Source organism: Roseovarius salincola (assembly GCF_026891095.1).
Classification (GTDB): Bacteria; Pseudomonadota; Alphaproteobacteria; order Rhodobacterales; family Rhodobacteraceae; genus Roseovarius; species Roseovarius salincola.
Window position 1 is genome coordinate 1 of sequence record NZ_JAPTNL010000007.1, and the last position, 24,784, is coordinate 24,784.

The 24,784-nt window shown below is 64.1% G+C and carries 25 protein-coding genes and 1 tRNA gene; 9 read left to right on the plus strand and 17 right to left on the minus strand.

Translation table 11 applies throughout. The features are described from left to right. The first annotated feature begins 109 nt into the window (after positions 1-109). Positions 110-274, plus strand: coding sequence for a hypothetical protein (locus tag N5A93_RS09400; protein ID WP_268954831.1), 165 nt, complete (start codon positions 110-112; stop codon positions 272-274). Here N5A93_RS09400 and N5A93_RS09405 read toward each other — a convergent pair. The 3 genes from N5A93_RS09405 to N5A93_RS09415 form a co-directional block, all read right to left on the minus strand. Beyond that, positions 261-2,186, minus strand: a complete 1,926-nt coding sequence (locus N5A93_RS09405) for a peptidoglycan -binding protein (protein WP_268954832.1) — start codon at positions 2,184-2,186, stop codon at positions 261-263. The two genes, N5A93_RS09400 and N5A93_RS09405, sit on opposite strands and share 14 nt — an antisense overlap. A 3-nt stretch (positions 2,187-2,189) precedes the next feature. Continuing rightward, positions 2,190-3,416 (minus strand): biopolymer transporter ExbB, encoded by a 1,227-nt coding sequence (locus N5A93_RS09410; RefSeq protein WP_268954833.1) that lies wholly within the window; start codon positions 3,414-3,416, stop codon positions 2,190-2,192. Between the two features lie 68 nt (positions 3,417-3,484). Beyond that, on the minus strand, positions 3,485-4,015 hold the full coding sequence (locus tag N5A93_RS09415) for a gamma-glutamylcyclotransferase (RefSeq protein ID WP_268954834.1): 531 nt from the start codon (positions 4,013-4,015) through the stop codon (positions 3,485-3,487). Positions 4,016-4,080: 65 nt separating this feature from the next. On the opposite strand from N5A93_RS09415, the gene N5A93_RS09420 reads away from it, so the two are divergent. Continuing rightward, on the plus strand, positions 4,081-5,091 hold the full coding sequence (locus N5A93_RS09420; protein WP_268954835.1) for a DUF2125 domain-containing protein: 1,011 nt from the start codon (positions 4,081-4,083) through the stop codon (positions 5,089-5,091). A gap of 81 nt (positions 5,092-5,172) precedes the next feature. Here N5A93_RS09420 and N5A93_RS09425 read toward each other — a convergent pair whose 3' ends face one another. The 13 genes from N5A93_RS09425 to N5A93_RS09485 all read right to left on the minus strand — a co-directional run bounded on the left by N5A93_RS09425 (position 5,173) and on the right by N5A93_RS09485 (position 15,618). Continuing rightward, positions 5,173-5,778 (minus strand): extensin-like domain-containing protein, encoded by a 606-nt coding sequence (locus tag N5A93_RS09425; RefSeq protein ID WP_268954836.1) that lies wholly within the window; start codon positions 5,776-5,778, stop codon positions 5,173-5,175. A 4-nt stretch (positions 5,779-5,782) separates the two neighbouring features. Beyond that, the gene (locus N5A93_RS09430; protein WP_268954837.1) at positions 5,783-6,700 is read right to left on the minus strand and encodes a prephenate/arogenate dehydrogenase family protein; all 918 of its coding nucleotides are present in this window, start codon (positions 6,698-6,700) and stop codon (positions 5,783-5,785) included. Further along, a complete protein-coding gene (gene hisC, locus N5A93_RS09435; protein WP_268954838.1) occupies positions 6,700-7,782 on the minus strand; it encodes a histidinol-phosphate transaminase in 1,083 nt (360 codons plus the stop codon). The genes N5A93_RS09430 and hisC overlap by 1 nt, the downstream gene beginning before the upstream one ends. A 170-nt stretch (positions 7,783-7,952) precedes the next feature. Continuing rightward, positions 7,953-8,573: a 30S ribosomal protein S4 gene (gene rpsD / locus N5A93_RS09440; protein ID WP_268954839.1), complete on the minus strand. Its 621-nt coding sequence runs from the start codon at positions 8,571-8,573 to the stop codon at positions 7,953-7,955. 169 nt (positions 8,574-8,742) lie between these two features. Then, on the minus strand, positions 8,743-9,810 hold the full coding sequence (locus N5A93_RS09445) for a Hint domain-containing protein (protein ID WP_268954840.1): 1,068 nt from the start codon (positions 9,808-9,810) through the stop codon (positions 8,743-8,745). Between the two features lie 597 nt (positions 9,811-10,407). Then, positions 10,408-10,992, minus strand: coding sequence for a GNAT family N-acetyltransferase (locus N5A93_RS09450; RefSeq protein WP_268954841.1), 585 nt, complete (start codon positions 10,990-10,992; stop codon positions 10,408-10,410). Continuing rightward, positions 10,989-11,384 carry a ketosteroid isomerase-related protein gene (locus N5A93_RS09455; protein ID WP_268954981.1) on the minus strand — a complete coding sequence of 132 codons (396 nt, stop codon included), beginning with the start codon at positions 11,382-11,384 and terminating at the stop codon, positions 10,989-10,991. Before N5A93_RS09455 ends, N5A93_RS09450 begins: the two co-directional genes overlap by 4 nt. After that, positions 11,381-11,842, minus strand: coding sequence for an arsenate-mycothiol transferase ArsC (locus tag N5A93_RS09460; protein ID WP_268954842.1), 462 nt, complete (start codon positions 11,840-11,842; stop codon positions 11,381-11,383). The genes N5A93_RS09455 and N5A93_RS09460 overlap by 4 nt, the downstream gene beginning before the upstream one ends. Before the next feature lie 6 nt (positions 11,843-11,848). Next, the gene (locus N5A93_RS09465; RefSeq protein WP_268954843.1) at positions 11,849-12,328 is read right to left on the minus strand and encodes a UPF0262 family protein; all 480 of its coding nucleotides are present in this window, start codon (positions 12,326-12,328) and stop codon (positions 11,849-11,851) included. Between the two features lie 4 nt (positions 12,329-12,332). Further along, complete coding sequence (gene hisD, locus N5A93_RS09470; protein WP_268954844.1) at positions 12,333-13,637, minus strand: histidinol dehydrogenase; 1,305 nt, start codon at positions 13,635-13,637, stop codon at positions 12,333-12,335. Between the two features lie 81 nt (positions 13,638-13,718). Continuing rightward, on the minus strand, positions 13,719-14,189 hold the full coding sequence (locus N5A93_RS09475; RefSeq protein ID WP_268954845.1) for a DUF2948 family protein: 471 nt from the start codon (positions 14,187-14,189) through the stop codon (positions 13,719-13,721). Continuing rightward, positions 14,186-15,454 (minus strand): UDP-N-acetylglucosamine 1-carboxyvinyltransferase, encoded by a 1,269-nt coding sequence (gene murA / locus N5A93_RS09480; RefSeq protein WP_268954846.1) that lies wholly within the window; start codon positions 15,452-15,454, stop codon positions 14,186-14,188. The genes N5A93_RS09475 and murA overlap by 4 nt, the downstream gene beginning before the upstream one ends. Positions 15,455-15,459: 5 nt before the next feature. Continuing rightward, a complete protein-coding gene (locus tag N5A93_RS09485; protein WP_268954847.1) occupies positions 15,460-15,618 on the minus strand; it encodes a hypothetical protein in 159 nt (52 codons plus the stop codon). 86 nt (positions 15,619-15,704) lie between these two features. On the opposite strand from N5A93_RS09485, the gene N5A93_RS09490 reads away from it, so the two are divergent. From N5A93_RS09490 to N5A93_RS09520, 7 genes are all read left to right on the plus strand, one after another. Further along, a tRNA-Thr gene (locus N5A93_RS09490) sits at positions 15,705-15,779 on the plus strand. Between the two features lie 144 nt (positions 15,780-15,923). After that, entirely contained in the window at positions 15,924-16,970 is a 1,047-nt protein-coding gene (locus tag N5A93_RS09495; protein ID WP_268954848.1) for a rod shape-determining protein, read from the plus strand. 32 nt (positions 16,971-17,002) lie between these two features. Next, a complete protein-coding gene (gene mreC / locus N5A93_RS09500) occupies positions 17,003-17,950 on the plus strand; it encodes a rod shape-determining protein MreC (protein ID WP_268954849.1) in 948 nt (315 codons plus the stop codon). Continuing rightward, positions 17,943-18,482 carry a rod shape-determining protein MreD gene (locus tag N5A93_RS09505; protein WP_268954850.1) on the plus strand — a complete coding sequence of 180 codons (540 nt, stop codon included), beginning with the start codon at positions 17,943-17,945 and terminating at the stop codon, positions 18,480-18,482. Before mreC ends, N5A93_RS09505 begins: the two co-directional genes overlap by 8 nt. Beyond that, a complete protein-coding gene (gene mrdA / locus N5A93_RS09510; protein ID WP_268954851.1) occupies positions 18,479-20,422 on the plus strand; it encodes a penicillin-binding protein 2 in 1,944 nt (647 codons plus the stop codon). Before N5A93_RS09505 ends, mrdA begins: the two co-directional genes overlap by 4 nt. Next, positions 20,419-21,558 carry a rod shape-determining protein RodA gene (rodA, locus tag N5A93_RS09515; protein WP_268954852.1) on the plus strand — a complete coding sequence of 380 codons (1,140 nt, stop codon included), beginning with the start codon at positions 20,419-20,421 and terminating at the stop codon, positions 21,556-21,558. Before mrdA ends, rodA begins: the two co-directional genes overlap by 4 nt. A 5-nt stretch (positions 21,559-21,563) precedes the next feature. Next, positions 21,564-22,499 carry a 2-hydroxyacid dehydrogenase gene (locus N5A93_RS09520; RefSeq protein ID WP_268954853.1) on the plus strand — a complete coding sequence of 312 codons (936 nt, stop codon included), beginning with the start codon at positions 21,564-21,566 and terminating at the stop codon, positions 22,497-22,499. Between the two features lie 10 nt (positions 22,500-22,509). Here N5A93_RS09520 and N5A93_RS09525 read toward each other — a convergent pair whose 3' ends face one another. Next, a complete protein-coding gene (locus N5A93_RS09525; RefSeq protein WP_268954854.1) occupies positions 22,510-24,714 on the minus strand; it encodes a primosomal protein N' in 2,205 nt (734 codons plus the stop codon). Positions 24,715-24,784 lie beyond the last annotated feature (70 nt).

The window sequence follows — 24,784 nt, forward strand, 5'->3', positions numbered from 1 at the left end:
CCGATGATCTGTTCGTCTGAAAATCTGCGTTTCATGATCCATCCTTTTCTCGGACGGATTACTAACACCTCAATGGCCTGAGTTCAGGGGGCTGGGTCATTTCGCAACCATGATCGAACTCGAGGCCCCGCAGGCGCAACTATTTCGCGCCTTCGGGCGCCGCGCGCCCGAAACCGGCTGGCCCGAGGGCGCCTATCGCGGTTACGTCGTGCTTCAGCGCGATGGCCGGGTGATCGCCGCGCGCCATGCCGATATCGGCGTCATTTCCCCGTGAACTTCAACTCGATCCGCCGGTTTTGCGCCCGTGCCTCGGGCGTATCTGCGGGATTGATCGGCTGATACTCCCCGAAACCGTTGGCCGACAGCCGCTCTGGCGACAGGCCCAGATCCTCGATCATGTAGCGTACCACCGACAGCGCGCGCGCCTGGCTCAGCTCCCAGTTATCCTCGAACGCGGCGCCGGGCACGATCGGGACGTCGTCTGTATGCCCGTCCACCTGCAAGACCCAGTCAATCCCCTCCGGGATCTCATCGGTTACGCTGACGATGATATCGGCGACCTTTGCGATTTCCCGACGGCCATCACCCGACAATGTGGCCTGCCCCGGCGCGAACAGAACCTCGGACGAGAACACGAACCTGTCGCCCTCGATCCGCACACCTTCGCGCGACCCCAGAACATCGCGCAACCGTCCGAAGAACTCCGAGCGATACCGCTCAAGATCCTCGTTCTGCTCTTCCAGTATCTTCGCTCTGGCTTCTTCGGCCTCGCGGCGCCTGCGTTCCTCGGCGGCAACGCGCGCCAACGCGGTATTAAGCTCATTACCCAGTGACTGAAGCTGCACGTCCTTTGACGCCTCGCGCGCCTCTGCATCATCCAGAAGCGCCTGCAACTGCCCCAGCTGATCGCGCAGCGCCGCGACCTGCCGGTTCAACAATGCCTGCTGCTTTTGCGCCTCGCTGGCGATCTCCTGCTGTTCGGCCAGCTTGTCGCGCGCCTGCGCCAGCAGGGCCGCGCGCTCCTCGGCCTGCGTCAGGCGCTCTTCCGCCTTCTGCTCGGCGTCAAGGCGGGCCGCAAGGGCGGCAGCCAGTTTCGCACGTACATCCTCGACATCCATCGCCTCGGCCTCGGCGGTCTCTTTCTGGGCCACCATCCGCGCAAGCCGCTCGCGTGCGGCCTCCAGCTGGTCGCGCACGCGGGCCAGCTCGGCAGCGGTGCCTTCCTGGCCGCTCTCGGCCGCGTCCACCCGCGCTTCCAGTTCGGCCAGCCTCGCATCCTTGGCGGCCAGGGTATCTTGTGTCTCGTCGCGCGCCAGGATCGCCGCCGCCAGCTGCGCATTCAGATCCTCCTGCGCGGTTTCGGCGGCCGCCAGCAGGGTCAGGGTCTCTTCGGCCCGCTTACGCTGCTCTTCCAGCGCAAGAGTCATGGCGTTCAGTTCGGATTGCGAATTCTTCAGCCTTTCGCGTAGCGCCTCGGCGGCGGCGGCCTCTGCAAGGCGGGCCTTCTCCTCTTGGCTGAGCTCGGTTTCCAATGCCTCCACTCGCGCGCTCAGATCGGCCTCGGCGGCCTCCTGCGCCGCGGCCTCACTGCGCAAATCGGCGACAAGCGCCTCCAGCGCCTCGCGCCGGGCGGCAGCCAGTCGCGCCGCTTCGGCCGAAGCATCGACCTCGCTGCGCAGATCCGCCAGCGCCAGTTGCAACTGTTCCTGACGCGACATCAGCTCTTCGTTCGTGGCCTCCAGATCGGCCACCCGCCCGAGCGCTTGATCGCGCTGCGCCAGCAGCCCCGCCACCTGATCCTCGAAACTGGCCAGCCTTGATTGCGCCGCCGACAATGCCTCGTCCTGCGCCGCGCGCTCGGATTGCAGGCTGGCGATCAGCGCCGCCTGCTCCTGCTCGCGCTCGCGCGCATCGCCCAAGGTGCTGGTCAACTCGCCCACGCGTTCGGTGAGCGTGGCGTTGCGATCCTGCTCCAGCCCCAGGGCCTGGGACAGCGCCGCCACCTCGGCCGACAATTCGCTCAATTCACTGGCCTGCCCGCTGATCGTCTCGCGCAGCACGAACTGCACCACCATGAAGATCGTCAGCACGAACATCAGCACCAGCAACAACCCGGTCATCGCATCCACGAATCCCGGCCAGATCGAAGCCTGGAATCGCGCGCCTGTGCGCCGGGAAAGCGCCATCGCCTAGCTCTCCTGCCTGTCGTCCGGATCAAGCGCAAGAGGTTGGCTTGCGCCGCGTCCGCGCTGCTGAGCACGCAGCTGGTTGAACACCCGCGTCAGCGCGGCCAGATCGGTGCGCAGTTCGGTCATGGTCTCCTGGCGGCCGGCGCTGATCTCTTCGAGGATGCGCAGCATCTGCACGTCGATCGAGCGCAGCCGCATGCGGCTTTCCGCATCCATCCCCTCGCCCCCGCGCGAGGCGTTCTCCTCCATCAGGTGGATCATCCGCTCCTGCCCCTCCGCCATCCGGTTCAGCGCCGATGTCACCGGGTTGGTATCGCTCATTCGGTGGGTCAGGCGCTCGATCGAATCCGCCAGCACGCCCAGCTTCTCGTCGACCATGGCGCGGCTCACATCCGACTGGGTCAGCACCATCTGCAGATTGTCCATCTGCTCGGCCATCTGGTCCAGCACACCGGCCATCGCGCCACTCTCGCCGCCGCCCTCGCCATCCCCGGCCGAAAACCCGACCCGCGTGATCGTCGACATCCACTCCTCAAGCTCACGATAAAACCGGTTCTGACCATGGCTCGCGAACAGCTCAAGGAGGCCCACCACCAGCGATCCCGCCAAGCCCAACAGCGACGATGCAAAGGCCACGCCCATGCCGCCAAGCTGCGCCTCAAGCCCCGTCATAAGACGGTTGAACACATCGACGCCGCCTTCGCCCTCCTGGGGGGCAAGACTGCGGATGGTGTCCACCACCGCGGGGACCGTGGTGGCCAGCCCGTAGAACGTACCCAGAAGGCCAAGGAAAATCAGCATGTTGACGATGTAGCGCGTGATCTCGCGGGCCTCGTCGATCCGCTGCGCGACGGAATCCAGGATCGACCGCGCCGAGGTCGAGGCGATCTGCATCCGCTTGCCCCTCTGGCGCAGCAAGGTCGCCAGCGGGGCCAGCAACTGCGGTGCCTTGACCATCTCGTGCCCCGGATGCTGGGCTGCAAAACCCTCGATCCAGCGCACCGAGCCGATCAGCTGGAACACCTGCCAGAAACAGGCGACCACGCCGATGAAAAAGACAAACAGGATGAAGCCGTTCAGCCACGGGTTCGCCTCGAAAACCGGCATGACTCTGGGCAGCGCCAGAAACGCGCCCGCGCCGGTCAGGCCGAGCACGATCAGCATCAGAACGATCTGACGCACGGGGCGGGAAAAATGCGGCTCGACCTCGCGGTCCGGCTGGTCCATCTGGACGGCTCCCGGCTCTGGTTCTCGTTGCGCCAACCCTACGCGCCCGGCGCGGGCAAGCCAAGGACTTATGCGGTCAGCGCGCGCACGCGCCGCGCCAGCCAGTCAAGCTCGTCGTCGGTGATGCCCAATTCACCCAGATGTGCGGCAGTATTGAAAAGATACTCGGTATTCGGCCCGCGCCCGCCGACCGCCCGCGCGATGATCCGGGCCTGCTCCTCGGGGTCCAGACCACCGCAATATTGCACGTGATCCGGGTCGATCACATAGGTCACGGCCTCGACCCGGCGGCCATCGGTCAGGTCAACATGCAACATCTTTTCGAGGTAGGCCGATGAAATCAATTCGCGCTCGCGCAAATAGGCCAGGACGTCATCCTGTTCGTGACTGGCCACCGAAAGCGCGACGCCGTTGCATTGCGCCCCCGTCAGCGCATCAAGCGCCAGCACGAGGCCGGGATCATCCTGCGTGCCGCGATGATGGATCGAACGCATGCAGAAACTGCGGTGATAACCGGGCAGCGTCGCGATCACCCGTTCCTGCGCCTCGAAGCCGGGGTTCCAAAGCAGCGATCCATAACCGAACACCCACATCGTCATTATTACTGTTCCTCTCGCTTTTGACGCCTTAAACACCATCGGGAAACCGCATGAAAGGGGCCGGAATGCTCAGGCTGCTGCTGACTGTCATCGTGATCGCCGCCGCTGCATGGTCGGGATACTGGTATGTCGGTGCAACCAGTCTCGACACGGCCTTCACCAAATGGTTCGAGGAACGCCGCGCCGAAGGCTGGGTCGCCGATTACACCAGCCTCAATGTGCAGGGCTATCCCAACCGTCTCGACACCGTCGTGACCGGGCTCACCCTGGCCGATCCCGGCACCGGCCTGGCATGGGAGGCGCCGCAATTCCAGATCAACGCGCTCAGCTACCGGCCCAACCATGTGATCGCCGTCTGGCCCGGCCAACAGCTTCTGGCAACCCCGCTCGAGAAATATCATCTCTCCAGCGCCGACATGCGCGCCAGCCTCGTCATCGCCCCCGATACGACACTTCAGGTCGAACGCACGGCGCTGACCGCCGACAGCCTGGAAATCCGCCCCGCCTCTGGCGAAGGCATTACCGCGCTCGGGTCGCTGCGACTGGCGGGCGAACATGTGCCGATGGCCGATGCCGCGACCTATCGGCTGGGGTTGGCCGCCGACGGGTTCTCGCCCTCGCTTGGCTGGCGCGACCTTGTGGATCCGGACGGCACGCTGCCCGACCAGTTCGACGCGCTGAGTGCCGATCTGATCGTCGAATTCGACAAACCCTGGGATCGCAGTGCGATCGAAATCGCCCGCCCGCAGCCGCAAAGGATCCAGCTGCGCCTCGCCGAGGCCCGCTGGGGCCGGCTGGAACTTCAGGCGGCAGGCGAAGTGACAGTGGACGGCGCCGGGCAGCCCAGCGGCGAAATCACGATCAAGGCGCGCAACTGGCGCGAAATCCTGGAGTTGGCGGTGCATGCGGGCGCGATCCCCTCGGGGCTGGCCGGGACGCTCAGGGACGGGCTGTCGCTGATTTCCGGGATGGAGGGCAATCCCAAAACGCTTGATATTCCACTCAGGCTCAGGGGCGGACGGGTCATGCTGGGGCCGGTGCCCATCGGCCCTGCCCCGGTGCTGCGCCTGCGTTGAGGCAGGCGCAAGCAGGGGGCCTTGCCCCCTCGGCCTGCGGCCTCACCCCCGGGATATTTGAGAACAGAAGAAGACGGGGGCTTAGCGGCAATATGGCCCGTAGCCGTGTTCGGCAGTGTCGAAATGGAAATGGTCGCGGTGATGGACATCCGATTCCGGGCCGAGGACCGTGCCGAAGGGGCCACAGGCCGAAGCATGAAGCTTGCGCAGCACGCGGCCCTTCTTGCCGTTGTTCCAGTCATCGAGAACCGAAAGCTCGGACCCATCCCTGAGCTGGATCGCGGCGATGTCGATGGCCTTGCCCTTGGAATGTTCCGAAAGACGCGCGCCGGGCTGGTGGTTGCGTGTGCGGCAGCTGTAATGCGCCGCCACCCGGAGGCCGCTCACGCCGCCGCCCAAATTGCCGACGGCAGGGGTCATGTCGCGGGAAATCCAGTGCCTGAGCGTGCGCGCGGTATTGCATTCCATCAACGAGGGCTGGCTGAGCGGGACGCCGCCAACCGAGCGCACGCTGACCGCGCCGACCACGCCGCAGCCGCCCGGTCCGGGGAGTTCACCGACCACTTCACCCTTGATCGCCGGGTCGCCGCAAACCGACCCGCGGCTCGAGACGACCGGCTCCTTGCCGCCGCCGGGCAAGAGGGAACAGCCCATGAGGACCAAAGGAAGAAGCAGAACCTTGCGCATGAACTCAACCTTTCTTGACACGTCCGAAATCGGGGGCGTCGGTATCCTGGCCCGCCTCGATGATACCGCGCCGGATGGCGCGCGTGCGGGTAAAATACTCCAGCAGGTGATCGCCGTCACCGGTGCGGATCGCGCGCTGCAGCGCGAAAAGCTCCTCGGTGAAGCGGCCGAGGATCTCGAGCGTGGCCTCCTTGTTGTTGAGGAACACGTCGCGCCACATGGTCGGGTCGCTGGCCGCGATCCGTGTGAAATCGCGAAATCCGGCGGCGGAATACTTGATGACTTCGCTGTCGGTCACCCGGCGCAGGTCATCGGCCACGCCCACCATCGTGTAGGCGATCAGATGCGGCGCATGGCTGGTCACCGCCAGCACCAGGTCGTGATGCTCGGCGTCCATCTCGTCGGTCTGCGCCCCCATCTCCTGCCAGAGCCGCCCGACACGTGCCACGGCCTCGCGATCGCTGCCTTCGACCGGCACGATCAGGCACCAACGGTTGTCGAACAGGCCCGCAAAGCCCGCGCGCGGGCCGGAATGCTCGGTGCCCGCAAGCGGATGGGCGGGGACGAAATGCGCATGATCCGGCAGATGCGGGGCGACCGCCTCGATCACCGCCTTCTTGACCGAGCCCACATCGCTGACCGTCGCGCCGGGCTTGAGCGCCGGGGCGATCTGCGCCGCCACCTCGCTCATCGCGCCGACCGGCACGCAAAGCACCACGAGATCCGCATCCTCAACCGCCTCGGCGGCGCTCTCGCACACACGGTCGCAAAGCCCGATCTCGCGCGCGGTGGCGCGGGTTTCGGGCGAGCGGGCATAACCCGTCACCTCACCGGCCAGCCCGCCGCGCTTCATCGCCCAGAACATCGACGAGGCGATCAGCCCCAGCCCGATCAGCGCCACGCGATCATAGAGCTGCGCCATCACTCATCCCCCATGAACTGCCCCACCGCATGCGCCACGCGGCGGCAACTGGGCTCGTCGCCCACCGTGATGCGCAGACAGTTGGGCAGTTTATAGCCCGCCACCCGCCGCACGATCAGCCCCTCGGAGCGCAGGAAGTCGTCGCAGGCCTCGGCCTCGGCCCGGCTCGAGAACCGCGCCAGGATGAAATTCGCCATCGAGGTATCCGACACCACCCCATGCCCCGCCAGCGCCTCGGCCAGCCAGGCGCGCAGGCGGGTATTGTCGTTGCGGCATTTCTGCGCCCATGCGGTATCGCGGATCGCCGCCTCGGCGGCCGCCAGCGCACCCTGGTTCACGTTGAACGGCCCGCGCACGCGGTTGAGCACACCGATCACATGGTCCGGCCCATAGCCCCAGCCCACGCGCAGCGCGCCCAGACCGTAGAGCTTTGAAAAGGTGCGCGTCATGAAGACATTGTCGCGCGCCTCGACCAATCCCGCACCGCCATCGTAACCCTCGACATATTCCGCATAGGCTCCGTCGATCACCAGCAGCGCCTGTTCAGGCAGCCCGGCGGCAAGCCGCGTCATCTCGCCCTCGCCGATCATCGTGCCGGTCGGGTTGTTGGGATTGGCGATGAAGACCAGCTTGGTGCGTTCGCTGCAGGCGGCAAGGATGGCGTCCACATCCGTCACCCGGTCGCGCTCGCGCACTTCGACGGGGGTCGCGCCATTGGCCAGCGCGCCGATCTTGTAAAGCGCGAAACCGTGCTCGGTATGGATCACCTCGTCGCCGGGGCCGGCATAGGCCTGGCACAGAAAGGCGATGATCTCGTCGCTGCCCGCGCCGCAGATCACCCGCGCGGGATCAAGGCCATGCATCTCGCCGATCGCCTCGCGCAGGGCGCGATGGTCGCTCGACGGGTAGCGATGCAGATCGAAGGATACCTTGCGGAACGCCTCCTTGGCGGCCTCGCTTGCGCCGAACGGGTTCTCGTTCGAGCTGAGCTTCACGACATTCGAAATGCCGTCCACATGGCTGGCGCCACCCTCGTATAGCTCGATCTCCATAATGCCGGGCTGTGGTGTGATCTTGGTCATGCTCGGGTCTCCTTGCCCGGTGTTCTAGCTTTGCCTATTTGCCTTGACCAGCGCCAAAAGGCGGTTGCCTGCCAGTATGGGCAAGCGTGGCAGCACTGCCGCACCCCGCGCAACAAGAAAGGCCGCGGCGGGCGTCCCGTCGCGGCCTTCCAGCGGATATTTCAGAACGCTTAGTTCTGCGCGTAGAATTCGATGACGAGATTGGGTTCCATGATCACCGGATAGGGCACGTCGCTCAGCCCCGGGGTGCGCACGAAAGTGGCGGTCATCTTGGAATGGTCGGCATCGATGTAGTCGGGCACGTCGCGCTCGGGAAGCTGCGAGGCCTCCAGCAGGGCGGCCATCTGCTTGGACCGGTCACGCACCTCGACAACGTCGCCTTCCTTGACGCGGTAAGAGGGGATGTTGACCTTCTTGCCGTTCACGCGGACATGGCCGTGATTCACGAACTGGCGTGCGGCGAACATGGTCGGCACGAACTTGGCGCGATAGACGACGGCATCCAGACGGCGCTCCAGCAGACCGACAAGCAGCTCGCCGGTATCGCCGCGCAGTCGCTCGGCTTCGCGGAAGATGCGGCGGAACTGTTTTTCCGTCAGGTCGCCGTAATAGCCCTTCAGCTTCTGCTTGGCGCGCAGCTGCAGACCGAAGTCGGACATCTTGCCCTTGCGGCGCTGACCATGCTGGCCGGGGCCGTATTCACGGCGATTGACAGGGGATTTCGGACGGCCCCAGATGTTCTCGCCCATCCGGCGGTCGATTTTGTACTTGGCAGCAGTTCTTTTTGTCATCTGCTGATCTCCTTCGTTTCAGGTTTCGAAGGGCGTTGTCCTCTCTTCGGATTTGGCCGAAGTGACAGGCATCCCCTTGCGAGGGCCACCAACACCAATGAAAGCGCTCTTATACCTGCGCGCGCGACCGTGTCAACCGCTCATCCGGGCTTACCCGTGAAGGCACCCGTCACGCGGCCTCATGCGTCAGAAGCGCCGCTTCGGATCCGCTCAGCTTGCGCCTTGCGAACCGGCCATAGCGCTCAGGCTCATGCTCCAGCCGGGGCTCGATGCACAGCAGGCGGCGCCGGTCCTCGACATCCAGCGTCGAAAGCGCGGCGCTGGCGGGATGGAAACTCTCGGTCTCGATCCCGTTCGCCCACAGGATCTGATGGCTGGGCAGAAGCAGGTGAATATAGGTCACCTCTCGCACGTTCATATCAACGGCAATATTGCCGCTGTTCACCAGATCCCTGGCTGTGACCAGAACCTCGGGCGTATTGAACAGCGCCCGCGCCACGTCGCCCTTGATCAGCATCCGGTGCTCGGGCGAGACCAGCAATTCCTCGTCCGGCCGCTCCACCCCAAGCGCTCCGGCGCGAATGCGCACCGGTCGCAGATAAGGCATCGCGAACAGCCTTGCGCCGCTCATCCGGCGGCTGCCGATCCACTGAATCTCCTGCGCAGCGTTATCCTTGGTCTGGACGCGGTCGCCCTCGCGCAATTCTTCCACAAGGCGCGGTCCTTCGGGTGTCGCGATGCGCGTGCCAGGCGTGAAACAGATCACACCAGCTTCATCGGGATTTTCCCCCGGCGTCCGGTAAATCCCTTCCATCGTGTGATGCACCACCCACATTTCCTTGTTCGCGGGCGGGACCTGATCCAGGAACAGCAGTAGCGGCGGCGTACCCGTGCCCACCTCGATCACCGTCACCGTGTAGCTTTGCGCCCCATCGGTCACGACGAACCCGCAATCCATCAGCGGTTCCTCGACTTCGACCTTGTTGATGTCCATGGTATTGGCTTGCGCCGCGCCCACCAGACGCCGCACCAGCCGTGCCGCTCGCTTGCGACAGTTGATTGCCCCGTTTGCCCCTTCAAGGCGCAGCGACTCGTTGGGTCCGTCCACCCGCACCATATCTCCCCGCCAGGACCATGCGGCCCCGACCGAAAGCGCATGCAGGGGGGCGGCGTCCAAACCGTCCACTTCCGTCTGCGACCAAGAGATGACAAACGCGCCACGAAAGCCCGTTCTCATTGCCTGTATGCCTGCCTCTTTTATTTTTTATTAGCGGCAGGTTAGCAGACGCGAATCATCCTGGGAAGTCCTGTCAAAAGGTTTCCTTGAAAATCTGCAAGAGGCGTCGCCCCGATCCCACATGATGTCGGGTCCCGGCTGATTTTCGCAAAGGGGCGCGTCGCGGGTAAGCAGGTCTTCGCCGCCCTACACCGTCGCCCGATCTTTGCTGTGAAAACGGCCAGATTTCGCCACGATTGCGGACCTATCTGGGCGCAGCAGTCAAAGCCTGTCGCGGTCCGGTCCCGGACATTGTGTCAGGCGACAGCGACTCGGATGGCGACATGACCTCGCATTCATCTTCTGCCGCCAACGCCGGGACCACCGTGGGGCCGGTGGCACCGAGGAGGATCACGACTGAGCGGTCCCTCCGGGCTGGTTCGCCAACCCTTCGACTCAGGGATCTTCAGGGGCGCGCATCACGCGCGCCCTTTCGCCTTTGCCACTTCTTGGCGCCCCCGGATTACCGAAACGATACCGACGTGATACTGACGTGATAGCGACACGATACCGAAGCCGTTTTTCGCTGCTTTTCAAAGACTTGTTCGAAATCCTGCTTCAGAGCGCCCGCCACCAGAACTGCAAGTCCTTCGCCGTTTCTGCCGGCTGGTCGACGTCCTTCCATTGGAACGACGCGACCGCCCCGGCCAGCGGAGCGTATCCACGCTTGCGCCAGAACGTATCAAGTGGCTGATATTGCTCGGGTTTCAGGGGGTGATCCTTGGGGCGCGTCACCGCGCAGAAAGCGCAGTAGCGCCGCCTCATGGCCCGCGCATGCGCCTCCCTCGCGTCGAAAAACGCATGGCCGATTCCGCGACCGCGGTAAGCAGGCAGGAGCACGCTTTCGGCGCAATAAAAAACGTCTTTCATATCAATATCTTGACCGTCAAACGCCGCCCTGAAATCATCGGCATGATCCTCCAGCGGCGTCCCCGTCGCCGCCCCGATCAACCGCGCCCCGTCGAACGCCCCGACCAGGATCGCATCCTCGCTGTCGCGGTAGGTCTGCAAATAGTGTCTCTCATAGGTTTGGTCCCCATCATATAGATAGGGCCAGGCGCGAAACACCTCGATCCGCAGTTGCGCCACATCCTCCAGCGCCACCGCCAGCGCCTCGCCGGTCAGCCGCTCGACGCGGATCATCCTTTGACCTGCCGGATCCAGTCGGCCAGGTTGTAGTAGGTCACAACCCGGGTTATCTGCCCGTTTTTCAACGAGAAAAATGACCCCGCAGGCAAGCGGTAGGTTTGTCCGGCAGCCTCGGGAAGCCCTTCGTCGGTCTGAAGGTAGGTGCCGTTCACCACGAATTCCGCCGCCGCCCGCGTCCCATCCTGCGCGTCAAAGATCACCATATCCGTCAGATTCTCACGGTAGCAGCGGTTCATATGCTCGCAAAAGCCCCGGAACGCCGCCTTCCCGACACGCACCTGCCCCTCGTTGACATGATGCGCCACGTCATCGCTGAGGCATGCGAGCATACCGTCCACATCCCCCACGCCGAACGCATCAAAATATGCTTTGACTGTTGAATTCATTTGGTTTCTCCCGGACATCCCCAGCGTTCCTTGAGATGCGAAGCGATCTGATCGCGCGTTTGCCTGTAAGCATCAAGCTTGGCCAGGCGCGTCTCGCCCAGACCTGTCGGGTCCATGATCGGCCAATAGATCACGTCGAGATGAAAGACCCGCGTCAGTTCCAGCGCCCTGCGCTGACTGGCGGGGCTCAGCGCGACAATGAGATCGAATGACGACAGGTCATCCCCCCATTGTTCCATCTCGTCAAAACTGCGGGTCCGGTGGCGTGCAAGCTCGACGCCGATCTCGTCGCAGACGGCGATCGAGAAGCCGTCGATCTCCATGTCGCTTTTGACACCGGCGGATTGCACGTAAACTCTTGAGCCATAGAGCTTTTTCATGATGCCTTCGGCCATCGGCGAACGCACCGCGTTATGATCGCAGCAAAAGAGCACCGATTGTGGAAGCTCTTCAGCCATCCGCTCTCAGCCCCCGAAATGCAGCACGCAGATCAGCGTGAACAAGCGGCGGGCTGTATCGCTGTCGACATCCGCCTTGCCCTCGAGCCGCTCTTCGAGAATGCGTGCCCCTTCGTTGTGGATGCCCCGGCGGGCCATGTCGATGGTCTCGATCTGGGCGGGCGGCAGGTTCTTGACGGCATCGAAATAGCTTTCGCAGATTTGCCAGTAATCCTTGACTACCTGACGGAACGGGCTGAGCGAAAGATGGAATTCCGCCGCCGGCTGCTCGGCTTCGGTGCGGATATCGAACACCAGCCGCTTGTCGCGGATCGACAACCCCACCCGGTAAGGCCCCTCGGGCGCGGCACGATCACCCCGTCCCGGCAGAGCAAAGGCGTTTTCCTCGATCAGGTCGAACATGGCGACCTTGCGCTCCTGTTCGATTTCCGGCGTGGGGGGCGGCAGGTTGGCGTCGTCCAACTCGATATGACAGATACGCGACATCGTTCTAATGCTCGTTCAGGTGATTGAGGCGCGCGGTGACCGACAGGCCATGCGCCTCAAGGCTTTCGGAATTGGCCAGCGTTTCAGCAGCGGGGCCGATGGCACGCAGGGCCGCGGGCGTCATTCGGGCAAGCGTGGTTCGCTTGAGAAAATCCAGCACGCTCAGACCCGAAGAGAACCGTGCCGAACGCGCCGTGGGCAGCACGTGGTTCGGCCCCCCCACGTAATCGCCGATCGCCTCGGGCGTCCACGCCCCAAGGAAGATCGCGCCTGCATGCTTGATCTTCTCGGACAGCGCCTCAGCATCCGTGACGCAGAGTTCCAGATGCTCGGGGGCGATGCGATTGGCCAGTTCCGCGGCGCGGTCCATGTCTGGTACGGTGATGATCGCGCCGAAATCGCGCCAGCTTACGCCAGCGATCTCGCGGCGTTCCAGCGTGTGCAGGTAGCGGTCTATCGCCGCCTCGACGGCCTTGGCCATCGCGGCGTCATCGGTGATCAGGATTGATTGCGCACTTTCGTCATGTTCGGCTTGGCTCAGCATATCAAGCGCGATCCAGTCAGGATTGTTGTCGCGATCCGCGATCACGAGGATTTCGGAGGGGCCGGCAATCATGTCGATTCCGACGCGCCCGAAGACTCGGCGCTTGGCAGCGGCGACATAGGCGTTGCCGGGTCCGGTGATCTTGTCGACCGGGGCGATGCTCTGCGTGCCATAGGCCAGCGCGGCAATCGCCTGCGCGCCGCCAATGCGGTAAATCTCGTCGACCCCCGCCAGCCGCGCCGCCAGCAGAACCAGCGGATTGACCTGCCCGTCAGGTGTGGGCACCGTGATCGCAAGGCGCTCGACACCGGCGACCTTGGCGGGAATGGCGTTCATCAGAACCGATGACGGATAAGAGGCCAGCCCGCCGGGCACATAAAGCCCCGCCGCACCCACCGGGGTCCAACGCCAGCCAAGCGTTGCGCCCGCCTCGTCCGTCCAGCTGGCATTCTCGGGGATCTGGCGCGCGTGATAGGCGCGAATGCGGTCTGCTGCGATCTGAAGCGCCTCGCGTTCATGCTCGGGCACCTCGCCTATCAGCGCATCCACCTCCGCCGCCGAAAAGCGCATCGTTTCGGGCGTCAGATCCAGCCGGTCGAACCGTGCCGTCAGCTCCAGTACGGCCGCATCGCCACGCTCGCGCACATCGGCGATGATCCCCGCCACCGTCGCGTCGACATCGGGCGAATCTTCACGCTTGGCCCCCAGAAGCGCGTTGAACTGAGTTTCGAAATCCGCGCTTGCGGCATCGAGATAAACCGGCATCTCACATCTCCTTGCAGGGCAGATGCTTAGAGCGAACCGCGCCGCGCCACAAGACGCGAGGCCGTGTCGCCCCTGCGGGAACTAGGGTTCGTGGCGCGGAATACTGCGCGATGGCGCACGATAGGGCCGCGTGACATCTTTCAGTGTGAGTTCAAGCGCCTCGACCTCAAGGCGGATCGCGCCATCGCCCGCAAGAGTTACGATCACCTGACCCGCGCCCTCTTCACCCGGCTCGAAGCCGATCGTCAGCAAGGACAGGACGGTGTCGCGGTCGCTTCGGTCGATCCCCAGGCTGGACACGCGCAGCACGTTGTCGACCACCAGCAGCGATTGCACCCGCTCGGGGTCATGCCGGTCGACACCGCGATCTTCCCACCGGAAACGGTTGAGCAGCAGCGCAAAGCGCCGTTCGCCGGGCCGCCATGTCATCTCGGTGATCGGAAATACCGCGTCCTGCACGAGGGACGCGACCACCTGAAGATCATCGGGATCCAGCGCACCCAGATTCAGCGGGCTTTCCGCGCCATCCTCAAATCTTGCATCCTCGCTCACTGTCCCGACACCCGTTCTATTCTTGCGCCCACATTGCCCAGTTTCTCCTCGACACTCTCATATCCTCGATCAAGGTGATAGACCCGGTTCACGATAGTCTCGCCCTCGGCGGCCAGACCCGCCAGGATCAGCGAGACACTGGCGCGCAGGTCGGTCGCCATCACCGGCGCCCCTTTCAGCCTCTCCACCCCGGTGACCGTGGCGGTGCCGCCATGCACGTCGATATTCGCGCCCATGCGCATCAGTTCGGGTGCATGCATGAAGCGGTTCTCGAAAATCTTTTCCTCGAGAACGCTGGTCCCCTCGGCGGTACACATCAGCGCCATCATCTGTGCCTGAAGGTCGGTCGGGAAGCCGGGGAAAGGCTCGGTCGTGACATCAACGGATTTCACGCGCCCGTTCTTGCGACTGACCTTGATACCTTTCTCGGTCTCGCTAACGTCGATCCCTGCGGCGTCCAGCTTCTCGCAGAATGCGCCGACAAGGTCGATCCGCCCGCCCAGGCATTCGACTTCGCCGCCGCAAATGGCCGGGGCCAGCATATAGGTGCCAAGCTCGATCCGGTCGGGCACGACCGGGTGGGTGGCCCCGCCCAGACGGTCGACGCCCTGGATTGTGATCGTGCCGGTGCCGTCGCCCTCGATCTGTGCGCCCATGCGGCGCAGGCAATCGGCCAGGTCGACGATCTCGGGTTCGCGCGCGGCATTCTTCAAGACCGTCGTGCCCTTGGCCAGGGTGGCGGCCATCAGCGCGTTCTCGGTCGCTCCAACCGACACCAGCGGGAATTCGACCGTGCCGCCCTTGAGGCCGTTCCGCGCCTTGGCGTGGACATAACCTTCCTTCAGCTCAAGTTCCGCCCCCATCGCTTCAAGGGCGCGCAGGTGTAGATCGACCGGCCGCGCCCCGATGGCGCATCCGCCGGGCAGCGACACCACGGCATGCCCATCACGCGCCAGCATCGGCCCCAACACAAGGATCGATGCGCGCATCTTGCGCACGATGTCATAGTCGGCCACGTGGCTCGACAACGCATGGCTGGACATGACGAGAACCTGCCCGTCCTGCAATTGCGAAACCTCGGCGCCAAGCGATTCTAGCAGTGCCGACATTGTCTTGATATCGCTCAGCCGCGGCGCGTTCGTCAGGGTCAGCGGCTCGTCGCTCAGAAGCGTCGCTGGCATCAACGTAAGACAGGCGTTCTTGGCCCCGGCGATCGGGATCTGGCCTTTCAGGGGGCCGTTGCCCGTGACGATAATGGAATCCATCTGCTCTAGTCCTTGTCCTCGGGCTTGCCTGCCGTCTCATCGCGCGACCAAGCGCGCATCTGCGCCTTACGCCGCGCAATGTTGGCCTTCAAGGCCGATTTGAGCCGCTCCTCGCGGGTTTGCGCCGCTTTGCCGGCCTTCTTTTCGGTGTCTTTGCTCTTCATGATCCTTGTCTACAGCAGGGCTTGAAAAGCGTCCAGATTCGGCTTGCGCCGATCAGAATTAGCGTCTAAGCAGCGCGCCACAATGTGCTGCTGTAGCTCAGTGGTAGAGCGCACCCTTGGTAAGGGTGAGGTCGGGAGTTCAATCCTCCCCAGCAGCACCATTACCCCGACCGACGGCGACATGGCGCTCATGCGTGTGAAAGTCCCCCTTTCACCGCTTGCGGTGGCGAACTATAAGGGCATCCGGCCCCGGCCATCCGAGTCGAGGGCCCTGTGACTCATTGGATGACTGGAAACCGACGCAAATGCCCATCTTTCAAAACATCCCCGGCCTGTTTTCTTCGGATATGGCAATCGATTTGGGCACAGCGAATACGCTGGTTTACGTCAAGGGCCGTGGCATCATCCTGTCCGAGCCTTCCGTGGTGGCCTATCACGTCAAGGACGGGGTCAAAAAGGTTCTTGCCGTGGGCGAAGACGCCAAACTGATGCTCGGGCGCACCCCCGGCAGCATCGAGGCGATCCGCCCGATGCGCGAAGGCGTCATCGCCGATTTCGACACCGCCGAGGCGATGATCAAGCACTTCATTCGCAAGGTTCACAAACGCACCACCTTTTCCAAGCCGAAGATCATCGTCTGCGTTCCGCACGGTGCAACCCCGGTGGAGAAGCGGGCAATTCGCCAGTCGGTTCTTTCGGCGGGCGCGCGGCGCGCGGGCCTTGTCGCCGAACCCATTGCCGCCGCCATCGGCGCGGGCATGCCGATCACCGATCCCACCGGCTCGATGGTGGTCGATATCGGCGGCGGGACGACCGAGGTGGCCGTCCTGTCGCTGGGCGATATCGTCTATGCCCGCTCGGTGCGGGTCGGCGGCGACCGCATGGACGAGGCGATCATCAGCTACCTGCGGCGCCAGCAGAACCTGCTGGTGGGTGAATCCACGGCCGAGCGTATCAAGACCTCGATCGGTACCGCCCGCATGCCCGATGACGGGCGCGGCGCATCGATGCAGATCCGTGGACGCGACCTACTTAACGGCGTACCCAAGGAAACCGAGATCAGCCAGGCCCAGGTGGCCGAGGCGCTGGCCGAACCCGTGCAGGCCATCTGTGAGGCGGTGATGACCGCGCTCGAAGCGACGCCGCCGGATCTGGCTGCCGATATCGTGGATCGCGGCGTGATGCTGACCGGGGGCGGCGCTCTTCTGGGTGACCTCGACCTGGCGCTGCGCGAACAGACGGGCCTGGCCGTATCGATCGCCGATGACAGCCTGAACTGCGTTGCACTTGGCACCGGCAAGGCGCTGGAGTTCGAGAAACAGCTCCGCCACGCGATTGACTACGACAGCTGAACCGATCACCCTTTGCCCTGAAGGGGAGAACGTTGGCAAAGGATCGTCCACAGTCCGAGGACTATACCGGCCCGCTCAAGCGCTTGATGCTGGGCATTCTGTTGTTATGCCTGCTCGGGCTGTTCCTGCTGTGGCGGGTCGACAGCCCGCGGGTCGAGCGCTTTCGCGCGCAGGTCGTGGACCGGGTGGTGCCCAATTTCGACTGGGCGATGGCGCCGGTTACCGCCACCGTGAACATCCTGCGCGATTTCCAGAGCTATCAGCGCATCTACCAGCAGAACCAGGAACTGCGCCGCGAGTTGCAGCAGATGAAGGCCTGGAAGGAAGCCGCCCTGCAACTTGAGCAGGAGAATGCCCGGCTGCTCGATCTCAACAATGTGCAGCTCGATCCGCGCCTGACCTATGTGACGGGCGTCGTGCTGGCCGATAGCGGATCACCCTTCCGCCAGTCGGTGCTGATCAATGTCGGCAGCCGCGACGGGATCGTCGATGGCTGGGCCGCGATGGACGGCCTCGGGCTGGTGGGACGGATCGCGGGCGTCGGACGGGCCACGTCGCGCGTGGTCCTGTTGACCGACACGTCCAGCCGGATACCGGTGACCATTCAGCCCTCGGGTCAACGCGCGCTGCTGATGGGCGACAATTCCGCGGTGCCTTATGTCGACTTCATCGAGGCGCCAGACCGCGTGCGCCCGGGCGACAGGGTCATGACCTCTGGCGATGGCGGGGTCTTTCCCGCCGGGCTGCTGGTGGGCCAGCTGGCCCAGGACCCCGGCGGGCGGATGCGCGTGCGCCTTGCCGCCGATTACGAGCGCCTCGAATTCCTTCGCGTGCTGCGCAGTTACGAGCACGAGGACATCAATGATCCCGGCAACCTGATCGCGCCTGCGACGCTGCCCGAAACGTCAGGCGGGCCTGACCCGGAATCCGCCCCCGACCTTCCCGCAGCGAGCGACATGCCGGAGGCTGGGAATGGCTGAACGCAAGCGCCATAACCGATGGCTCATGCGCCTTCTCTATGTCGTGCTGTGCCTTGCGCTGATATTCCTGCACCTCTTGCCCCTCGAGACTCTGCCGCGGGGATGGGCGGGGCCGGACGTGATGCTGGCGCTGACCTTCGCCTGGGTGTTGCGGCGGCCCGATTACGTTCCCCCGTTGCTGATCGCGGCAATCTTTGTGTTGGCCGATCTGCTGTTTCAGCGCCCGCCCGGCCTCTGGGCGGCGATGGTGCTTCTGGGCAGCGAGGCACTGCGCGCCCGAGAACCCGGCCTGCGCGACCTGACCTTCGCGGTTGAATGGCTGAGCGTCGTCACCACTCTGGTGGCCATGATGCTTGGCTACCGCATCATTCTGACCTTGATGATGATCGATCAGGCGCCGCTTGGCCTCAGCCTGATGCAGGTCATAGCGACGCTACTGGTCTATCCGCTGGTCGCACTCGTCTCGAAGTCGGTCTTCGGTGTGCGCAAGATCGCGCCGGGCGACATCGACGCATTGGGGAGCCGGACATGAGACGCCCAACCCGCGACAATGCCGAAAGCCAGCGGCGTATCACCCGGCGCGGATTGATCATCGGTGGCGCGCAAGCGACGTTTGTCGGACTGCTGGCCTTGAGGATGCGTTTCATGCAGGTTGAACAGGCCGATCAGTTCCGCCTGCTCGCTGACGAGAACCGGATCAACATCCGCCTGATCCCGCCTGCACGCGGGCGCATCTTCGATCGCAACGGAGAGGTGGTGGCCGAGAACGTGCCCAGCTATCGCATCACCATGGTGCGCGAAGAGGCGGGCGATGTGGACGAGATCATCGCGCGGCTTGCCCGTCTCGTCGAACTTGATCCCGGCGAGTTGGAGCGCGCACGCCGCGATCTGCGCGAACTGCGCGGCGACACCCCGGTCACCGTTGCAGACCGCGTGACCTGGGACGATATCAGCCGCGTCGCGGCGAACACGCCGGCACTGCCGGGCGTGACGCCCGAAGTCGGCCTGTCGCGCCGTTATCCGCAGGGACCGGATTATGCGCATCTTGTTGGCTATGTCGGGCCGGTCAGCGACCGCGACCTTGAACGCATCGACGGGCCCAACCAGCTGCTTCTGATCCCCAGATTCCAAATCGGCAAGATCGGCCTGGAAGGGCGCCGCGAAGACCTGTTGAGGGGCAAGGCGGGCAGCAAGCGTGTCGAGGTGAACGCCGCCGGGCGCGTCATGCGCGAGCTTGACCGGCGCGAGGGCGAGGCCGGGGCCGACCTCCAGATCACGATCGACAACGCCCTGCAATCCTATGTCCATGCCCGCCTGGCCGAAGAAAGCGCCGCTGCGGTGGTGATGGACTGCGAAACCGGCGACCTTTTGGCCTGCGCCTCAACGCCCAGTTTCGACCCCAATCTTTTCGTGCGGGGCATTTCGGTTGCCGATTATCAGGCGCTGCTTGATAACAAATATCGCCCGCTTCCCAACAAGGCCGTGCAGGGGCTATATCCGCCCGGCTCGGTGTTCAAGATGGTCACCGCCCTCGCCGCGCTTGAAGACGAGAAGGCGGATCTCGGCGAAACCGTCTATTGCCCCGGTCATCTGGAAGTCAGCGGGCGCCGTTTCCATTGCTGGAAGCGCGCTGGTCACGGCAATGTTGACCTGCATCTTGCACTGCGTGAAAGTTGCGATGTTTATTTCTACGAGCTGGCCCTGCGCACCGGGATCGAGAAGATCAGCGAGATGGCCCGCCGTCTGGGTCTTGGCGTGCAACATGACCTGCCGCTGACCTCGGTGGCGGCGGGGCTGACACCGACGAAGGACTGGAAACGGGCCAACCGGGGCGAGGACTGGATGATCGGCGACAGCGCCAACGCGGCCATCGGCCAAGGCTTCGTGCTGTCGTCACCACTGCAACTGGCAGTGATGACCGCGCGGCTTGCCACCAACCGAAACATCTCGCCCCGCCTGATCAAGTCGATCGAGGGAGTCGAACAACCCTCCGAAAGCGGCGAGGATCTGGGCCTGAATGAGAACGCCCTGCGCGAAGTGCGCAAGGCGATGTTCGCGGTATCGAACCATCGGCGCGGCACCGCCTATTCCAGCCGTATCATCGAGGATTCTTTCCGCCTCGCAGGCAAGACCGGCACCAGCCAGGTGCGCAACATCACCGCCGCCGAGCGCGCCCGGGGTGTCACCAGCAACGCCGACCTGCCCTGGGAGCGGCGCGATCATGCATTGTTCGTCAATTTCGCGCCTTTCGACAATCCGAAATATGCGGTCGCCGTCGTGGTCGAGCATGGTGGCGGCGGATCGACCGCGGCAGCCCCGATCGCCCGCGACATCACACTTCAGGCGCTATATAACGGCGACCCACCGCTGAGCGCCTACCCGGCCAAGGATCGCGGGCGCATCGGCACACAGCAGGAAGAACTTCGCCGCACCCGCCCGCAAAGCGCTCCAGACGGGAGCGACCGCGCATGAGTTATCTTGAGTACAGCGTCAAGGCGACGCCGACGGGGCTTCGCAAGGTGCTTTATCTGAACTGGCCCTTGGCCATCTTGCTGACGGCCGTCGCGGGGGTCGGGTTCCTGATGTTATACTCGGTCGCCGGCGGGTCGTTTTCACCGTGGGCCGAACCCCAGATGAAACGTTACGCGCTCGGTTTTGTCATGATGTTGATCGTTGCCATGATTCCGATCTGGTTCTGGCGCAATATGTCGATGCTGATCTATGCGGTATCACTGGCAATGCTGGTGCTGGTCGAGTTCTTCGGCACCGTCGGCATGGGTGCGCAGCGCTGGATCGACCTTGGCTTCATGCGCCTTCAACCCTCTGAGCTGATGAAGATCACGCTGGTGATCGTGCTTGCCGCCTATTACGATTGGCTGCCCATGAACCGGGTCTCGCGTCCGCTATGGGTGCTGGCGCCGGTCACGTTGGTCCTGATGCCCGTCTGGCTGGTGCTGCGACAACCCGACCTTGGCACCTCGATCCTGCTGATTGCCGCCGGTGGCCTGATGATGTTCCTGGCCGGTGTCCATTGGGCGTATTTCGTCGCCGTGATCGCGCTGTCGATCGGACTGGTCACCGCGGTTCTCCAAAGCCGGGGCACCGACTGGCAGTTGCTGGCCGACTATCAGTTTCGCCGGATCGACACGTTTCTGGATCCCTCGACCGATCCGCTTGGCGCGGGCTATCATATCACCCAGTCCAAGATCGCGCTCGGCTCGGGCGGCTGGACCGGGCGAGGCTACATGCAGGGCACGCAATCGCGCCTGAACTTCCTGCCCGAAAAGCATACCGATTTCATTTTCACGACCCTGGCCGAGGAGCTGGGATTCATCGGCGGAATATCGTTGCTCGGGCTCTACACGCTTGTTCTTGTCTTTTGCATCGCATCCGCGCTCAAGAACCGGGACCGGTTCTCGTCGTTGCTGACACTGGGCGTCGCCTCGACCTTCTTCCTGTTTTTCGCCGTCAACATGTCGATGGTCATGGGGCTTGCTCCCGTCGTCGGCGTGCCGCTTCCGCTGGTCAGTTACGGCGGCTCGGCCATGCTGGTCCTGATGATCGGTTTCGGCCTCGTTCAAAGCGCTCATATTCACAAACCAAGGTGATCTGAATGTCCCTAAATATCCTTTTCGCCGCCCGCCCCGAGCGGTGGGCCACATATGAAGAGCCCTTGAGAACCGCCCTTGCCGAGGCCGGATTGAACGATGTGACCCTGGCCACCGAGATGCAGCCCGAAGAGGTCGATTACATCATCTACGCCCCGAATGGCGATGTGCAGGACTTCACGCCCTATACCCGCACCAAGGCGGTGCTGAACCTATGGGCCGGCGTCGAAGACGTGGTGGATAACGCCACATTGACGCAGCCGCTGGCGCGGATGGTCGATGAGGGGCTGACGCGCGGCATGGTGGAATGGGTCGCGGGCCACACATTGCGCCATCACCTCAACACCGATCTGCATGTGCTCCATCAGGACGGCAAATGGCGCAAGGAGGTGCCGCCGCTGGCCTGCGACCGCCCCGTCACGATCCTGGGTCTTGGTGCATTGGGCCAGGCCTGCGGCGAGGCTCTGGCAGGGTTGGGCTTTCCTGTTTCCGGCTGGAGCCGCACATCCAAATCCATCGCCTCGATCACCTGTCTCTCGGGGGATGACGGGTTACAAACCGCACTGGAAACAGCGCAGATTCTTATTCTGCTGCTGCCCCTGACGCCCGAGACCGAGAACCTGATCGACGCCGCTGCACTGGCTCGACTTCCCCAAGGCGCGGTCATCATCAACCCCGGCCGTGGCCCCCTCATCGACGACGCGGCATTGCTCAAGGCGCTTGAGACGGGGCGGATCGGCCATGCCACGCTGGATGTGTTCCGCGAGGAGCCGCTGCCCGCGGATCACCCCTTCTGGGCGCATGACAAGGTGACCGTCACGCCGCATATCGCGTCCGAGACGCGGCCCGCATCCGCCTCGCGCGTCATCGCCGAGAACATCCGGCGCGGAGAGGCCGGTGAACCCTTCCTGCATCTGGTGGACCGGCAGGCCGGTTACTGACCGACGCAGGTCAATAGAAACTCTGCGGGTCAATATCGATGCTCAGACGCAATTGCGCAGGTATCCTCAACTGAGCGACCCACTTCGCCACCGCCCCCTGCAGCGCAACGCCCTTGGGCGCCTTGACCAGCAGACGCACCCGGTGACGGCCCCGGATGCGCGCGATCGGGGCCGGCGCGGGGCCAAAGACCTGCGCCCCGATCGCGCGCACCGGCGCATCGAGCCGCGCAAGCTCGGTGGCGAAATCGAAGACCTGTTGCGCATCGGGCGAGGACAGGATGATCCCAGCCATGCGCCCGAAGGGCGGCACGCCCGCATGGCGGCGCTCGTTCGCCTCCGCGCGCCAGAACCCTTCCTCGTTGCCCGACAGGATCGCGCGGATGACCGGATGTTCCGGCTGGAATGTTTGCAACAACGCCGTGCCGCGCGCCTCGGCCCGCCCTGCGCGCCCGGCCACCTGCCGCATCAGTTGAAAGGTGCGCTCGGCTGCCCGCAGATCCGATCCCTGAAGCCCCAGATCCGCGTCGATCACCCCTACCAGCGTCAGGCGCGGGAAATTATGCCCCTTGGCCACAAGCTGCGTGCCGATCACGATATCCGTGTCACCTTGGGCGATCTCCCTGATCTGTTCCTTGAGCGCACGGGCCGAACCGAACATATCCGAACTGAGCGTCGCAATCCGCGCGTCGGGGAACAGCGCCTGCGCCTCTTCAGTCAGGCGCTCGACACCGGGACCGACGGCGGCCAGCCGGTCCTCGGCCCCACAGGAGGGGCAGGTCTGCGTCACCGGTTTGGTCTCGCCGCATTGGTGGCACACAAGGCGCTTTTGAAATCGGTGCTCGACCATGCGCGCATCGCAATGGTCGCATCCGATCTGATGTCCGCAGGCCCGGCACAGCGTCACCGGCGCATAACCGCGCCGGTTGATGAACAAGAGCGCCTGTTGACCGCGCGCGATCCGGGCATTCACGGCGCCCTGAAGGCTGGGCGAAATCCAGCGGCTTGAGGGCAGCGTCTCGCAGCGCATGTCGATGGCGCGCATCTCGGGCATGACGGCAGCCCCGAACCGCGCTGTCAGATCGAGGCGGCGATACTTTCCCGCCTCGGCATTGGCCCAGCTTTCCAGCGACGGCGTCGCCGAAGCCAGCACCACCTGCGCCCCGCAAATCAAGGCCCGCAGCACCGCCATGTCGCGGGCGTTGTAAAGCACCCCGTCTTCCTGCTTGTAGGAATTGTCGTGTTCTTCATCAACAACGATCAGCCCAAGATTCTGGAACGGCAGAAACAATGCCGAGCGCGCGCCCACGACCACTTGCGCGCCGCCGCCCTCGCCCACCATCTTCCAGGTGCGGCGCCGTTCGGTCATGGTGACACCCGAATGCCACTCCGCCGGCTTGGCGCCGAACCGCGCCTCGACACGGGTGATGAATTCCGATGTGAGCGCGATCTCGGGCAACAAAACCAGCGCCTGACGTCGCCGCTTCAGGGATTCGGCCACTGCCTCCAGATAAACCTCGGTCTTGCCCGAGCCGGTCACGCCGCGCAGCAGCGTAGTGCCATAATCGCCACCGCGAATGGCATCGCGCAGCACCTCCACGGCATTGGCCTGTTCATCGGTCAGCGCTTTTCCGCCCCGGTCCGGATCAAGCCAGGGAAAGGGAAGATCGCGTGGGCATTCCTCTTCCAGCAAGGCGCCCTGCCCGACCAGCCCCTTGATCACCGACGGCGTGACACCCGCCTGCTCCGCCAGCTCCCCAAGCGTGAAGGCCAGCCCGCCATAGTCCTCAAGCACCGCCAACACCCGTTTGCGCGCATCCGTCATCCGGGCAGGCGCAACATGCCCTTGGCGATAGACCTTCTGCATGGAGGGCGGGTTGGACAGGCCCGGCGCGCGGGTGGCCAGGCGCAGCATGGCGGGCATCGGCGTCAGGGTGTAATCGGCGGCGCGGCGAAGAAAGTCCTGCATTTCGGCGCGCATCGGCGCCACGTCGAGCACACGGATCACCTGACGGATCTTGGCGATGTCGAAATCCCCTCGCCCCGCGCCCCAGACGACCCCCAGCACCTTGCGCGGCCCCAACGGTACCTCGACAAAGGCCCCGGCATGGCATCCACCCTCGGGCGCGCGGTAATCCAGCAGCCGGTCCAGCGGCTGCGTGGTCAGCACCGCCACCAGTTCATTCTCGACGAAAAAATCCTTGCAGGATGAGGACACGTCCCATGGCTCCATGTCAGGGGTTTCGGCAGCGCACTCTATGGGGTAAACGCTGGGATGAAAAACCCCA

What these genes read in the sequence shown, in the direction of transcription:
- N5A93_RS09400 (WP_268954831.1), top strand. Translation starts at nt 110, where the DNA reads ATGATCGAACTCGAGGCCCCGCAGGCGCAACTATTTCGCGCCTTCGGG.
- N5A93_RS09405 (WP_268954832.1), bottom strand. Translation starts at nt 2,186, where the DNA reads ATGGCGCTTTCCCGGCGCACAGGCGCGCGATTCCAGGCTTCGATCTGG.
- N5A93_RS09410 (WP_268954833.1), bottom strand. Translation starts at nt 3,416, where the DNA reads ATGGACCAGCCGGACCGCGAGGTCGAGCCGCATTTTTCCCGCCCCGTG.
- N5A93_RS09415 (WP_268954834.1), bottom strand. Translation starts at nt 4,015, where the DNA reads ATGACGATGTGGGTGTTCGGTTATGGATCGCTGCTTTGGAACCCCGGC.
- N5A93_RS09420 (WP_268954835.1), top strand. Translation starts at nt 4,081, where the DNA reads ATGCTCAGGCTGCTGCTGACTGTCATCGTGATCGCCGCCGCTGCATGG.
- N5A93_RS09425 (WP_268954836.1), bottom strand. Translation starts at nt 5,778, where the DNA reads ATGCGCAAGGTTCTGCTTCTTCCTTTGGTCCTCATGGGCTGTTCCCTC.
- N5A93_RS09430 (WP_268954837.1), bottom strand. Translation starts at nt 6,700, where the DNA reads ATGGCGCAGCTCTATGATCGCGTGGCGCTGATCGGGCTGGGGCTGATC.
- hisC (WP_268954838.1), bottom strand. Translation starts at nt 7,782, where the DNA reads ATGACCAAGATCACACCACAGCCCGGCATTATGGAGATCGAGCTATAC.
- rpsD (WP_268954839.1), bottom strand. Translation starts at nt 8,573, where the DNA reads ATGACAAAAAGAACTGCTGCCAAGTACAAAATCGACCGCCGGATGGGC.
- N5A93_RS09445 (WP_268954840.1), bottom strand. Translation starts at nt 9,810, where the DNA reads ATGAGAACGGGCTTTCGTGGCGCGTTTGTCATCTCTTGGTCGCAGACG.
- N5A93_RS09450 (WP_268954841.1), bottom strand. Translation starts at nt 10,992, where the DNA reads ATGATCCGCGTCGAGCGGCTGACCGGCGAGGCGCTGGCGGTGGCGCTG.
- N5A93_RS09455 (WP_268954981.1), bottom strand. Translation starts at nt 11,384, where the DNA reads ATGAATTCAACAGTCAAAGCATATTTTGATGCGTTCGGCGTGGGGGAT.
- N5A93_RS09460 (WP_268954842.1), bottom strand. Translation starts at nt 11,842, where the DNA reads ATGGCTGAAGAGCTTCCACAATCGGTGCTCTTTTGCTGCGATCATAAC.
- N5A93_RS09465 (WP_268954843.1), bottom strand. Translation starts at nt 12,328, where the DNA reads ATGTCGCGTATCTGTCATATCGAGTTGGACGACGCCAACCTGCCGCCC.
- hisD (WP_268954844.1), bottom strand. Translation starts at nt 13,637, where the DNA reads ATGCCGGTTTATCTCGATGCCGCAAGCGCGGATTTCGAAACTCAGTTC.
- murA (WP_268954846.1), bottom strand. Translation starts at nt 15,454, where the DNA reads ATGGATTCCATTATCGTCACGGGCAACGGCCCCCTGAAAGGCCAGATC.
- N5A93_RS09485 (WP_268954847.1), bottom strand. Translation starts at nt 15,618, where the DNA reads ATGAAGAGCAAAGACACCGAAAAGAAGGCCGGCAAAGCGGCGCAAACC.
- N5A93_RS09495 (WP_268954848.1), top strand. Translation starts at nt 15,924, where the DNA reads ATGCCCATCTTTCAAAACATCCCCGGCCTGTTTTCTTCGGATATGGCA.
- N5A93_RS09505 (WP_268954850.1), top strand. Translation starts at nt 17,943, where the DNA reads ATGGCTGAACGCAAGCGCCATAACCGATGGCTCATGCGCCTTCTCTAT.
- mrdA (WP_268954851.1), top strand. Translation starts at nt 18,479, where the DNA reads ATGAGACGCCCAACCCGCGACAATGCCGAAAGCCAGCGGCGTATCACC.
- rodA (WP_268954852.1), top strand. Translation starts at nt 20,419, where the DNA reads ATGAGTTATCTTGAGTACAGCGTCAAGGCGACGCCGACGGGGCTTCGC.
- N5A93_RS09520 (WP_268954853.1), top strand. Translation starts at nt 21,564, where the DNA reads ATGTCCCTAAATATCCTTTTCGCCGCCCGCCCCGAGCGGTGGGCCACA.